We start from the raw sequence: 12,989 nt of genomic DNA, 5'->3' as shown, positions 1-12,989 counted from the left end.
AGTATTCGGAAGAAAGAGTCAACTGATTACGGTTAACTCCCTTTGAGAGAGTCAGAGGGAGTTATACGGCGTTTTTTGAAAATTGAGGCGACGATCGCATTATGGTAAACTGAAAGACATTAGCAATACGAAAACCTTCACTAATTTCATATCGGGCCTAGTTTCGTCTCCAGACGAAAACGGGGGAACCATCTTTGGGGTTAATTCTGTGCAAGCAGAAGGGATGCTAACTGCCATCCTACCCGTCAGCTAACCTCGTCGGCTAAAGCAGAAATTTGCATACAATCTACGTTTGTTTGCTTGCTTTTTCATCGCATGATTGGCAGCTCTATTTGGGCTTTCATTCAGTGAATATGCAAGCTTATTTCCTCATATTTGTATGTGAGAAAAGAGTCGAAATACTGCTTTCGCCGGGATGGCCTTTCCTGGCGCGCGCAGTGGTTCGACTCTTTTTCTTTCCATAAATTTTATCGAAGGAGTGGTGCTTATGATTTCCTTTCACCAAGTGGAAAAAAGCATTGGCAATACCTCCATTATCAAAAGTCTGGATCTTCAGATCAAAGCAGGCGAGCTGTTTGTCCTGATCGGCCCCAGCGGCTGCGGGAAGACGACGACCATGAAAATGATCAATCGCCTGATCGAGCCGACAGCAGGCAAAATCGAGATCAACGGAGAGGACATCTCTTTGGCTGATCCCGTGGAGCTGCGCCGCAGCATCGGGTATGTGATCCAGCAGATCGCGCTATTCCCGCATATGACCATCGGAGAAAATGTGGCCCTGGTCCCCAAGCTGAAAAAGCAGGATCGAGCCAAAATCGAGCAAAAGGTAGATGAGCTGCTGGACATGGTGGGGCTCGATCCCAAGGTGTTCAAAAACCGCTATCCGGCTGAGCTGAGCGGCGGCCAGCAGCAGCGTGTAGGGGTAATACGCGCGATGGCAGCCGATCCTCCGATTATCCTGATGGATGAGCCATTCAGCGCGTTGGACCCGATCAGCAGAGAACAATTGCAGGACGAGTTCGTGCGTTTGCAAAAGACGATCAACAAAACCATTGTGTTCGTCACCCATGATATGGACGAGGCGATCAAAATTGCGGATCGCATCTGCCTGATGAACGACGGGGAGGTCGTCCAGCTGGATACTCCCGAACAATTGCTGCAGCATCCAGCCAACGAGTTCGTGGTGAACTTTATCGGGGCCAAGCGCCTGCGCAAGGTGAAGGAGCTTCATCCAAACGTGTCCAAAAAAGCGGCGACGCTCCCCAAATGGAGTATTTCATAGAAATGGGGTGAGGGGATGAGTGGACTTATCCAATTTTTTACAGATAGATATGATCTGGTGCTCAAACTGCTTTGGGAACACAGCTACATCTCCTTGATCGCGGTAGCTGGAGGCTTTTTGATCGCTGTACCGCTCGGCATTCTGCTGACACGAACGGAAAAGATCAATACCTATGTCATCGGGTTTGTGAATATTTTACAGACCATTCCGAGCCTTGCCCTGCTGGGGCTGATGATTCCGTTGCTCGGAATCGGGGCAGTACCGGCGATTGTCGCATTGTTTCTCTATTCGCTTTTGCCGATGCTGCGCAACACGTATACGGGGATTCGCGAAGTGGACCCGGCCTTGATCGAAGCGGCACGCGGCATGGGCATGACCAGTTTTCAAATTTTGTGGAAGATCGAGTTGCCGATGGCGATCTCGATTATTATGGGAGGGTTTCGAACAGCAACGATCTATACCATCAGTTGGGCCACGCTGGCGGCTGTCATCGGCGGCGGCGGACTCGGCTACCTGGTATTTACCGGACTTGGGCTTGCAAACGACAATATGATGATTACAGGTGCGCTTGCAACCGCAATGCTGGCGACGATTGCTGACTTGCTTACACGAAATATTCAGAAGATGTGCACGCCGAAAGGATTAAAGATAAAGCGTGCCAATTGAGGGGGAAACGTTCAAGATGAAGAATAGCAATTGGATAAAAGCACTGATCATAACAGGATTATCTCTACTGCTGGCGACGGGATGCAGCTCCGGCGACGTCGTCAAAATCGGGCATCAGCCCACCTCGGAGCAAACGATTCTGGCGCATATGCTGCAGCAGGTGATCGAGGGCAATTCCGACCTGAAAACAGAGCTGGTAGGCGGCCTGGGCGCTACACCGGTTGTGTTGAAGGCCATGCAAAATAACGACATCCAGATCTCCGCAGTCCGCTATGTCGGGACGGACATCACGAGCAGTCTCGGGTTGGAGGAGTTCAGCAAGGACCCGCAGGAGGCATTTGATCTGGTGAAGAACGGCGTGGCCGAGAAATTCGACCAGCTGTGGTTCCCTTCGTATGGCTTTGAAAACACCTACGTCTTCACGGTGCGCAAGGAATTGGCTGACAAGTACAATCTGCAAAAAATCTCGGATCTGGCAGCGCATGCCAAGGAGCTGAGCCTGGGTACGGATTCAAGCTGGCTCGAGCGGCCCAATGACGGTTACCAGGCGTTTATCCAGGAATACGGCTTCCAGTTTGGCAAAACAACGCCGATGGATATCGGATTGGTATACAAGGCAGTAGACACGAAAGAAGTAGATATTGTTCTTGCGTATTCGACTGATTCGCGGCTGAAGGAGTACAATCTCGTTACCCTGGAGGATGACAAGCTTTTCTCCCCGCCATACGGCGCTTCTCCTGTCGTCCGCAATGACACGTTGAAGAAGTATCCGCAGTTGGAAGAGGTCATCAACAAGCTGGCAGGCAAGATTGATACCCAGACCATGACTGCCTTGAACTATCAGGCGGATATCGAAAAGAAAGACCCGGCGGCAATCGCCCGCGAATTTTTGCTTGAACACGGATTGATCCAGAAGTAAGAGAAGGCTTGATGGAAAGGAGGCAGATGCGATGGATCTCTTGATCGGGACCTTGGGAGTATTTGCGAGCTCCTGGAAACAGCTGCTGGCTTTTACGGGAGAACATCTCTTTATGAGCGCAAGCGCGATCTTGATTGCGATCGCAGTGGGTGTCCCGCTGGCCATCTGGATGACCCGCAATCAGCGTGTCGCATTCATGATCCAGACTACGATTAACGCAATCCAAACCATCCCTACGATCTCACTTTTGCTGATCGTCATGATTTTTTTAGGTCTCGGCTACGGGACAGCGATCACGGCATTGGCTCTCTATTCGCTTTTGCCTATCGTCCAGAACACGTACGCCGGGCTGGAAAACGTCAACAAGAATTTGATAGAAGCAGGCACCGGGATGGGCATGACCAAGCTGCAGCTTTTGACCAAGGTGAAAATACCGTTGGCTATGCCGATCATTCTGACGGGAATTCGTGTCGCTACGGTGGTCTCCATCGGGGCTGCGACAATGGCTACCTTCGTCGGCGCCGGCGGACTCGGAGAAATGATCATGCGCGGAATCGTCACGACAGACGATCAGAAGGTGCTGGCCGGGGCGATCCCAGCCGCGCTGCTCGTGATTCTGGTCGATCTGATCCTCGGCAAAATCGAAAAGCGCGCCAACTTCCGCTTGCAGACGGCGAAGGCGCAGAAATAGGGGAATTACAAAGTGCTGTCCCAAATGGGGCAGCTTTTTAATGTTTATGTGGCAAATCTTTTTTACAACACATCTGGAGAGTCTTGCAAAGAATGTCGGAATGACGCAGCAAAGCTGGTCGAGGAAAAAGGGGAGAAAAGCGGAGGCATTTGGGATCTTCACCCAGGCGCAATGGAAAAGGCGGAACACGCATTCAGCGGCCAACCCTGAATCACTTCTTCGAAGCGGCTGCTTTTGGCCGCGGTTCCGCCTTTGGAATGGAGCCGGCCAGGAATGACCCCCAGCAAAGATCCCAACCCGCTGGAGCGTTCTCCCCTTTTTCCTCCTCACCACTACAGCTGGAACTAAGCCGATGTCTATACCCTATAGAAATGTTCAATAATCTAAATTTTTAGAAAAGTGGTACTGTAAATGATAACGATACTTTCTTTAGTAGGAGGATGACACATGGTACCCAAAGCTCACCTGAAAAAGCTTTTCTCCACGGCAACGATGGTGTCCCTGTCGCTCTCGCTGATCGCCGGGTGCAGTACACCGCCAGCAAGTACGCCAGCATCAGAATCGGGAACGCCGACCACATCTACGTCCACGGAAGCGCCGGCAGCGACAGCCAACCTCCAACCGAAAAAAGGCGGAACGATCACGATCGGCATCGCCAATGAACCTGACCAGCTGGACATCCACAAGACAGGGATGGCCGTGGCGAACCAGATCGCTGGAAATCTGGGCGCGAGTCTTGTCACGCAGGACCCGGATACCTTGGAATTCAAGCCCTATCTGGCGGAAAGCTGGGAAGTTTCGGAGGACGGCAAAACCTGGACGTTCAAGATTCGCACAGGCGTGAAGTTTCACGATGGGACAGACATGACCGCCAAGTCGATCGCAGAGACGTACCAGCGCGCGCTCGATCCGGCGACAGCAGCAAAAGTGGCAGGCAGCAATCTGTCCGAGGTAGAGTCCGTAGAAGCGCCGGATGATACGACCCTCGTCCTGCATCTGAAGCAGCCGTTTGCGCCGCTGCTGCAATTCCTCAGCGATCCGGGATGGCTTCAGCCATTGTCGTTGCAGGCCATTGCACAGGCGGGCGACAAATACGGACGCCAGCCAGTCGGAGTGGGACCGTGGAAATTTGAAAAGTGGGAGAACGGACAGTCCATCTCCTTTACGCGCAACGAAGAGTTCGCCTGGGCAGATCCGATTTTCCAAAATCAGGGGGCGCCATACGCGGACAGGCTCGTCTATCGCTTTATCAGCGAGAACCAAACCTTGCTCGCGGCTCTGGACAGCGGTTCGATCGACATCGCCCGAGGCGTCGTAGCCAAGGATGTCGCCAAGTACCGGGACAATCCGCAGTTCGAAGTCAAAGAAATGCTGCGCAACGGCTTGGGGCTGTTCGTCATGCTGAACACGCGCAGGCCGGCGTTCCAGGAAATCGAAGTGAGACAGGCCTTGAACAAAGCAATCAACAAGGAAGCGATTATGAAGGCGGTCATCCAGGGCGAGGGCGTCGTGTCCTATGGGCCATTGCCGCCATCCTTGTTCGGCTATGATGAAGGGGTCATGGATTACGGTCTGAAATACCAGGTCGAAGAAGCCAAGGCGTTGTTGGAAAAAGCGGGCTATACGAAAAACGCGCAAGGACTGTATGAAAAAGGAGGCAAGCCGCTCAAGCTGGATCTTCTGACGCAGACGGGAACATGGGCGCAGGCTTCCCAGTTGATTCAGGCCATGCTCAAGGACATCGGCGTCGAGGTGAATATCGTGACGCTGGAATGGGGCGCGCTGGTGGATACCGCCACCAAGGGAAGTTTCGATATGACGCTGATGGGCTACACGCTGAATGATCCGGATGTGCTCTATCTCTTCCTGCACTCCAGCCAAGCGGACAACGGCTTGAACTTCAGCTATGTCAAAGACGCAAAAATGGACGAACTGCTGGTGAAAGGCAGAACGACGGTGGACAGCGCAGCACGCAAGGACGTGTATAAAGAGATCCAAAAATACGTGGTAGACCAGGCCTGGTGGGTGCCGATCTACACCGAGAAACAATTCAACGTGGTCCGCAAGCCCGTTGAAGGCGTCGGCATCCATCCGCTGCGCGGCTTGATGTACCACGATAGCTGGGTAAACCAATGAAACAGTACATTCTCCAACGACTTGCGTCTGGACTGATCGTCCTGCTCGGGATCTCGATCTTTTCCTTTGCGCTGATCCATCTGATTCCCGGCGATCCCATCCGGATCATGCTGGGCGAAAATGCAACAGCCGAGCAGGTCCATGCATTGCGAGAGCAGCTTGGGCTGAACCAGCCCTTGGTCACGCAATATTTTCAGTATATAGCTGGTGTGCTGCAAGGAGATTTGGGGACGTCCTTCAAGACGGGACGTCCTGTCCTCTCCGAGATCCTGGAGCGTTTTCCCGCTACCGTAAAGCTGGCGGCGAGCGGCATGTTTCTGGCGATCTGCATCGGGATAACGATGGGGGTGCTCGCCGCACGCTTCAAGGATACGTTTATTGATTTCTCCGCCATGAGCATTGCGACCTTGGGTGTTTCCGTCCCGAGCTTTTGGCTGGGCATTCTGCTGATCATGCTGTTTACCGTGAAGCTGGGCTGGCTTCCGATCGCAGGCGGGACCGGCTTTCGCGACCTGATCCTGCCTGCTGTCACACTCGGTGTTCTGGCCTCGACGGTAATCAGCCGATTGACCAGAGCGGGAATGGTAGAGGTCCTGTCCTTTGACTATATCCGGACTGCGCGGGCCAAAGGCTTGGGAGAGCGCGCCGTGCTGTTCGTCCATGCTTTCCGCAATGCGATGATTCCGGTCGTCACGATCATCGGATTGCAGATTGCCTCGCTATTGGGAGGCACCGTGATCATCGAGCGGGTTTTCGACTGGCCGGGGCTGGGGTCCTTGGCGATCAGCTCGATTGCATCCCGCGACTTTCCACTCGTACAAGGGATCATCCTGTTCATTGGCGTCATCTTTGTCTTGGTCAACATGCTGGTCGATATCGTCTACAGCCTCATTGATCCGCGCATTGAAGTCGGGCAGACGAAGGAGGGGACATCGTGAGCCAAGTGAATCCAGCAGTACTTTCTGCGCCGCAGCAAAAGCCCCACGCCCGAGAAGACGGACTCTTGCGCAAGCTGTGGAACAATCCAAAATCGAGATACAGCATGTTGATCCTCCTGCTGGTGATCGCAGTCGGGATCGCGGGCCCCTGGTTTGCGCCGCATGATCCGACCAAGCCGTACTACGAGGCATTGCTGGCTGAACCGTCGGCAGAGCATCTGCTGGGGACAGATTCGATTGGCCGCGACGTATTTTCCAGGCTGCTGCACGGCACGCGCGTCACGTTGATGGTAGCGGTGATGGCCGTCTCGATCACCTTTATTACGGGGACCTTTATCGGTGTGACAAGCGCCTTCGTCGGCGGTGTCGTCGATTCGGTCCTGATGCGGATCATGGATATTTTGCTGGCGATTCCCAATATCATCATGGCGATGGCGATCGTGGCGATCCTTGGCCCCAGCCTGACCAATGCCATGATTGCGGTCGGGATCGCCGGGATTCCCAAGTACGCCCGGCTGACGCGAGGCTCGACGCTTGGCGTCAAGTCATCCGGATATGTAGAGGCGAGCCGTGCGATGGGAACCTCTCAAGCGCGTATCCTGCTGTTTCAGATCATGCCAAACATCATGAGCACCTTGCTGGTCTACACCACCTTGCAGATTGGCATCGCCATTCTGGATACGGCAGCGCTCAGCTTCATCGGACTTGGAGCGCAGCCACCGACACCCGAATGGGGAACGATGCTCAGCGAGGGCAAGGAGTATATTACGGATGCCTGGTGGCTTGCTACGTTTCCGGGGCTGTCGATCAGCATCGTCGTCTTTTCAGTCAATATTCTCGGGGATGCCCTGCGTGACATTCTGGATCCAAAATCCAATTAATGAGATTTGACGGCTGCCCATTTCCGTTCGATTCCTTTGACCGCATGGATGAAAAACTCGACGAGATCCCGCTTGGACTCGCGCAAGCAGATAATATCGCTCTTGCGGGCAAGCTGCGCCATAGGCTTGGGGGAGATTTCAACAAGCTGCCCGCTGGCAAGCTCCTCCAGAACGCAAAGCTCCGGCAAAAAGCTGATTCCGACACCGCGCATCACCATCTTTTTGGCAGCTTCGAAGTTCGGGACCTCCATGATGATGTTCGGGAGGATTTCGTTGCGATGATAGTGGCGCTGGATCATGAGCCATTCCAGTGTCCCGTGTGCAAGCACGATATGCGGTTCACGTCCGACCAGATCCCATGTGAGCTTGTGCGGCGGCATGGAACAGAACGGGTGCGAGGCAGGCACCACGAGGCGCATGGTGTCGGTGTGCAGATGATAGGAGTCGATCAAGGGGTGGGAAACCGTCCTGGCCAGTCCGAAATCGACATCTTTGTTCAACACCTTTTCCAGCACGAAAGCCGAGGAGCCCACGAGGATGCGAATGTTGACACCGGGGTATTTTTCGCGATAGAGCGGCAGGATTTCCGGAAGTATATGGGTGGACATCAAGAGGGTGCAGCCGATCGTCAAATTATTGCTGGATTGGGGCTGTTCCCGCAATGTAGTGGAAATCTCCTGGTACGCATGGAGAATCTTCTGGGCGTACGGCAGGAATTGTTTGCCGCGCTCCGTCAAAGAGATGTGTTTGTTGTCGCGATGAAAAAGGGGGCCTCCCAGTTCCCGTTCCAAGGATTGGATTCTGGCAGTCACGGAAGGTTGGGTAAGATACAGCGCCTCAGCCGCCTTGTTGAAACTCCCGAGTTGAAACGCGTACAGAAACGCCTCAATATGATCCATATTCATGTCGCAAGCCCCCTTCTGAAGGTTTTGAATGTTTGGATTATGAGCAGTATATCACAACATGCAGGCTAGCTTGTCTAGGAGGTGCCCTATGAATGGCCGACCGTCTGTTCTGGAAGTAAATGGACTGACCACACAATTTTCCAATCGTCAAAACAGGGCGGTAACCGTCGTGGATGGCGTCGATTTTACAGTGAAAAAGGGGGAGACCTTGGGGATCGTCGGAGAGTCGGGCTGTGGAAAAAGCGTGACCTCGCTGTCGATTATGCGGCTGCTCGGCAAGAACGGCAAAGTCAGCGGAAGCGTTCGCTTTGAAGGACAGGAGACGTTGCATTTGTCTGAAGCCGATATGCGCAAGCTGCGGGGAAACCGGATGGCGATGATTTTTCAGGAGCCGATGACCTCGCTCAATCCGGTGCTCACAATCGGCAGGCAGATCGGAGAGGTCCTGCATCTGCACACCTCGCTCGGACCGGAAGCGCGAAAGCAGCGGGTGATAGAGCTTTTGACCCTTGTCGGAATCCCTCGGGCAAAAGACATCTATGCGGAGTATCCGCACCGCCTGTCAGGAGGAATGAGACAGCGCGTCATGATCGCGATGGCGATGGCCTGCCAGCCCCAGCTTCTGATCGCGGATGAGCCGACGACGGCCTTGGATGTGACGATCCAGGCGCAGATGCTGGGACTGATCCGCGAGATGCGTGACAACACCGGGATGTCCGTCATGCTCATCACCCACGATCTGGGGGTCGTCGCCGAGATGTGCGACCGGGTGCTTGTGATGTATGCCGGTCAAGTCATTGAATCCGCCGATGTGCGCACCTTGTTGCGAGCACCCAAGCATCCCTACACGATGGGACTGATACGCTCGGTCCCGCATCGGGCAACAGGCGTGAAGAGGCTGTACGCCATTCCGGGCAATGTCCCGTCCCCTGGTGAATGGCCACAGGGCTGCCGATTTGCTCCCCGATGCAGCGAGGCCATGCCGATCTGTCAGCAGCAAAGCCCGAGCCTGTTGAAGATGGCTGACGGATCGGAGTGCAGATGCTGGCTGCATGCTCCGGATGCCGGTACGGAAGGAAGTGAGCGGACATGAGCCAACCCATTCTGGAGGTCAAAGGGCTGAAGAAGCATTTTGCCAGCAAAAAAGGCTGGTTTCAGCCGCCTTCTTACGTTCAGGCGGTAAATGGAATTGATCTGACCGTCTATGAGGGAGAGACGCTCAGCATTGTCGGAGAGTCCGGCTGCGGCAAATCTACGACCGGGCGCTGCCTGTTGCGCCTGCTGGAACCGACGGCAGGAGAGGTGCGGTATCGCGGTCAGGATCTGACCAAATTGTCGGGCAAGGAAATGCGGGCGATGCGCAGTGAGCTGCAAATCGTCTTTCAGGACCCTTTTGCCACGCTCAATCCCAAGCTGACGATCCGCCGCATCCTGGAGGAGCCGTTGATCGCCCAAAAGGTCCCGAAGGAGAAGCGCACGCAGATTATCGAGGAGACCATCCAGATTGTCGGACTGACTTTGGCTCATCTGGATCGGTATCCGCATCAGTTCTCCGGCGGGCAGCGCCAGCGCATCGGCATTGCCCGGGCCATCATGCTTCGGCCACAGCTCATTGTGGCTGACGAGCCTGTGTCCGCACTGGACGTGTCGATTCAGTCGCAAATCCTGAATCTGCTGCAGGATCTGCAAGAGCAGTTCGGCATGACCTATATCTTCATTTCCCACGATTTGGGTGTCGTGGAGCACATCTCAGACCGGGTGGCGGTCATGTATCTGGGCGAGATCGTCGAGCTGGGGCGCAAGGAAGAGCTGTTTCAATCGCCGCTTCATCCGTATACCCGAGCCTTGATCTCCGCGATCCCCGTAACGGACCCGGATGAGAAAAAGGAGCGGATCATCTTGCAGGGAGATTTGCCGTCGCCGGCCAATCCGCCGTCGGGCTGCCGCTTTCATCCGCGCTGTCACGCTTGCATGGACATCTGCAAGACAGAGGTGCCCAAGGAGACGTTCATCGCAGGACAGATGGTTCGCTGCCATCTCTACGACGAGAAAAAGGAGAGATAGAATATGTACGCACACATTAATGGAACACGCATTTTTTTCGATGTAGAGGGGATGGGGTGGGTGCCGGACGGGCCGATCCTGCGGGAAAAGCCGGTCTGCTTTATCCTGCACGGAGGTCCGGGCGGCGATCACACGGGTTACAAGCCGGGCCTGACACCGCTATCCGAGCACATGCAGCTCGTCTACATCGACAATCGCGGCAGCGGACATTCGGACCATGGACCGCAGGAGAGCTATACCCTGGAAAACAATGTAGCGGACATTGATGCGCTGCGCAGGCATTTGGGGCTGGAAAAGGTCGTGCTGCACGGGCATTCCTACGGCGGTATGGTGGCGCAGGAGTACGCCTTGCGCTATCCCGATCACGTAGCAGGGCTGCTGTTGTTGACGACTTCGCCGAGTTACGAGTTTCTCCACAAGGCCAAAAAGATCGTCGAGGAAAAGGGAACACCGGAGATGAAAGAAATCACGGCCGTACTATGGGAGGGTCAATTCGAGTCCCAGGAGCAGTTGAATCGCTTCTATGAAATCATGGCGCCGATGTACTCGGTCACGCATAACGCACAGCCGAGCGAAGAAGAAAAGCAGCGAACGCTCGATGCCAGGGCGCGCTCCAATCGTTCGTACCATGCTTTAAACCAAGGCTTCGGCGGCTTTTTGAAAACCTTCGACCTGCGGGATGAACTGCCGAACATCACCGCCCCTACTCTCATTATGGGGGCGCGCCACGATTGGATCACACCCGTGGAGGAGTCGGTAGAAATCGCACAGCGCATTCCCAACAGTGAGTTGGTAATCTTTGAGAACAGCAGCCACAGTGTGATCAAGGACGAGTATGAAAAATATCTGGCCGCTGTCGTCAGTTTTCTGAAGCGAAGAGTTTTGCCTGCATTCTGATCATCTCGATAATCGCGAATCAAGGAGGGTATCCGCGTCGTCAGATACCCTCTTCTGTATGTCCGCATCCTGCCCCTACTTTTCTTGACACCCCTGTCAAAGTCTAGCAAACTAAACGCATAATCTCGTGTTCGGTCAAGCAGAGGAGGTGGGAACATGTCGATCGACTTGCGCCAACAGCGCATGGTGCTGATCGCGGTGCTGCTGGGAATCTTCGTCTCTCATTTTACGGCAGGGGTCATGAATGTAGCCTTGCCCGAGCTGATGAACGTTTTTCATGTAAGTCTGGGAAGCATTCAATGGATTACGGTGGGGTATCTCCTGGTGATTGCTTCATTCCTGCCGCTGATGGGCAAGCTGGGGGATCGGGTCGGACTTCGCCTGATCCATAACCTGGGGTATCTGCTCTTTTTGATCAGCTCGATCCTTTTGGCTCTATCCCCAAGCTTTGCTGTTTTGCTCGTGCTGCGCGTGGTACAGGCCATCGGTGCAGCGATGTATCAAGCCACCAATGTCGCGTTGATCGCCGTCCATTTTCCCAAAAACAAAATGGGAAGAGCGCTGGGGCTGGTCAGTACGGCAGTGGCATTGGGTGCCATGTCGGGACCGGTCATTGGGGGGATGGTGGCGGAGTGGCTGGGATGGCGCTGGCTGTTTTTGATTCATGTGCCCGTCTCCATTGCGGGTACGGTTCTGGCATTTCGGTATATCCCAAAAGATGCTGGGGTAAAAACAAAAGAACCGTTTCCGCTTGTCAGCATTATGCTGTTCATGCTTTTGATCGGTTCCCTGATTTACGGCATGTCCAACGGCAACAAATACGGCTGGCTGTCCGCACCGACCACGTTGGTTCTGGCGGGAAGCGTCGCCAGTCTGCTGGTGCTGACCTTGTGGGAGAGACGGCAGCAAAAGCCGTTTCTCCCGTTGCAAACCTGTAAAAGTCCGATGGTGGCGAGCGGGATGGCCGTCACCTTTGCCTCCTATGCAGCAGCTAATACGACATTGGCAGTAACGCCCTTTTACTTGACTGGTTTTCAAAAAATGCCGACTGCACTGGCAGGCTATATCATGATTGCCTATCCGCTCGTGCTGGCCTTGTCCGGACCGATGGCAGGAAGATTGTCAGATCGCTATGGTCCGAAACGTTTGACCTTGGCCGGCTTGGGATTGATGGGATTGGGCACGCTGCTGTTCGCGCTGTTCTATGAGCAAAGCTCCCTCGTGCTGATTGCCATCATGATCGGAATGGTTGGGGCAGGCATGGGACTTACGGCTTCACCGAACCTGAGCCTGATCATGAAGCATGTGCCAGCCCATGAATCAGCCAGCATCAGCGGGATGGTCGGGATGATCCGCAATGTCGGCATGGTATTCGGTGCGGCGATGGGGCTCGGTATGCTAGGTGGAGCGGATGATGGCGGACAATTTACCGATTACAGCGGTGGCTTTGCTTTGAGTGCTGTCGTATGCCTGATCAGCGTATGGATCTTTCTATACGGTGGGCGTCTCGCAAGGAAGGAGAAGCAACTCTTGGTCGAGAGAGGGTCGGCGTAAGAGAACTGTGAAGACACCTTGAGAAGCCTACATAAATAAGCAGGGTAACCTGAAAA

General features: G+C 54.3%; 11 protein-coding genes, 1 pseudogene and 1 riboswitch. Of the genes and pseudogenes, 11 read left to right on the top strand and 1 reads right to left on the bottom strand.

What is annotated here, in order from left to right; genetic code table 11:
* Nucleotides 1-144: 144 nt before the first annotated feature.
* Nucleotides 145-278: riboswitch (cyclic di-AMP (ydaO/yuaA leader) on the top strand.
* Between the two features lie 209 nt (nt 279-487).
* The 7 genes and pseudogenes from T458_RS47510 to T458_RS47475 form a co-directional block, all read left to right on the top strand.
* A pseudogene (locus tag T458_RS47510) lies at nt 488-1,234 on the top strand (ABC transporter ATP-binding protein); the annotation flags it as partial.
* A 63-nt stretch (nt 1,235-1,297) separates the two neighbouring features.
* Nucleotides 1,298-1,948 (top strand): ABC transporter permease, encoded by a 651-nt coding sequence (locus T458_RS47505; RefSeq protein WP_023558151.1) that lies wholly within the window; start codon nt 1,298-1,300, stop codon nt 1,946-1,948.
* A 16-nt stretch (nt 1,949-1,964) separates the two neighbouring features.
* Complete coding sequence (locus T458_RS47500; protein ID WP_023558150.1) at nt 1,965-2,867, top strand: osmoprotectant ABC transporter substrate-binding protein; 903 nt, start codon at nt 1,965-1,967, stop codon at nt 2,865-2,867.
* A gap of 31 nt (nt 2,868-2,898) precedes the next feature.
* Nucleotides 2,899-3,558 carry an ABC transporter permease gene (locus T458_RS47495; RefSeq protein WP_023558149.1) on the top strand — a complete coding sequence of 220 codons (660 nt, stop codon included), beginning with the start codon at nt 2,899-2,901 and terminating at the stop codon, nt 3,556-3,558.
* 447 nt (nt 3,559-4,005) lie between these two features.
* The gene (locus tag T458_RS47485) at nt 4,006-5,694 is read left to right on the top strand and encodes an ABC transporter substrate-binding protein (protein ID WP_023558147.1); all 1,689 of its coding nucleotides are present in this window, start codon (nt 4,006-4,008) and stop codon (nt 5,692-5,694) included.
* Nucleotides 5,691-6,632, top strand: a complete 942-nt coding sequence (nikB, locus tag T458_RS47480; protein WP_023558146.1) for a nickel ABC transporter permease — start codon at nt 5,691-5,693, stop codon at nt 6,630-6,632. The genes T458_RS47485 and nikB overlap by 4 nt, the downstream gene beginning before the upstream one ends.
* A 65-nt stretch (nt 6,633-6,697) precedes the next feature.
* Nucleotides 6,698-7,513: an ABC transporter permease gene (locus tag T458_RS47475; RefSeq protein WP_252989861.1), complete on the top strand. Its 816-nt coding sequence runs from the start codon at nt 6,698-6,700 to the stop codon at nt 7,511-7,513.
* On the opposite strand, the gene T458_RS47470 is transcribed toward T458_RS47475, so the two are convergent.
* Complete coding sequence (locus T458_RS47470) at nt 7,510-8,418, bottom strand: LysR family transcriptional regulator (protein ID WP_023558144.1); 909 nt, start codon at nt 8,416-8,418, stop codon at nt 7,510-7,512. The genes T458_RS47475 and T458_RS47470 overlap by 4 nt on opposite strands.
* Before the next feature lie 88 nt (nt 8,419-8,506).
* Here T458_RS47470 and T458_RS47465 point away from each other — a divergent pair, with 88 nt between their 5' ends.
* The 4 genes from T458_RS47465 (at nt 8,507) to T458_RS47450 (ending at nt 12,933) form a co-directional block, all read left to right on the top strand.
* Nucleotides 8,507-9,511 (top strand): ABC transporter ATP-binding protein, encoded by a 1,005-nt coding sequence (locus tag T458_RS47465; RefSeq protein WP_023558143.1) that lies wholly within the window; start codon nt 8,507-8,509, stop codon nt 9,509-9,511.
* Nucleotides 9,508-10,482: an ABC transporter ATP-binding protein gene (locus T458_RS47460; RefSeq protein ID WP_023558142.1), complete on the top strand. Its 975-nt coding sequence runs from the start codon at nt 9,508-9,510 to the stop codon at nt 10,480-10,482. The genes T458_RS47465 and T458_RS47460 overlap by 4 nt, the downstream gene beginning before the upstream one ends.
* 3 nt (nt 10,483-10,485) lie before the next feature.
* The gene (locus T458_RS47455) at nt 10,486-11,379 is read left to right on the top strand and encodes an alpha/beta fold hydrolase (RefSeq protein WP_023558141.1); all 894 of its coding nucleotides are present in this window, start codon (nt 10,486-10,488) and stop codon (nt 11,377-11,379) included.
* Nucleotides 11,380-11,535: 156 nt separating this feature from the next.
* Nucleotides 11,536-12,933: an MFS transporter gene (locus tag T458_RS47450; protein WP_023558140.1), complete on the top strand. Its 1,398-nt coding sequence runs from the start codon at nt 11,536-11,538 to the stop codon at nt 12,931-12,933.
* Nucleotides 12,934-12,989 lie beyond the last annotated feature (56 nt).

The sequence above is a fragment of the Brevibacillus panacihumi W25 genome, assembly GCF_000503775.1.
Taxonomy (GTDB): domain Bacteria; phylum Bacillota; class Bacilli; order Brevibacillales; family Brevibacillaceae; genus Brevibacillus; species Brevibacillus panacihumi_A.
Note: the sequence above shows the minus strand (reverse complement) of the source record. Positions and strands in the feature narration are given on the sequence as shown.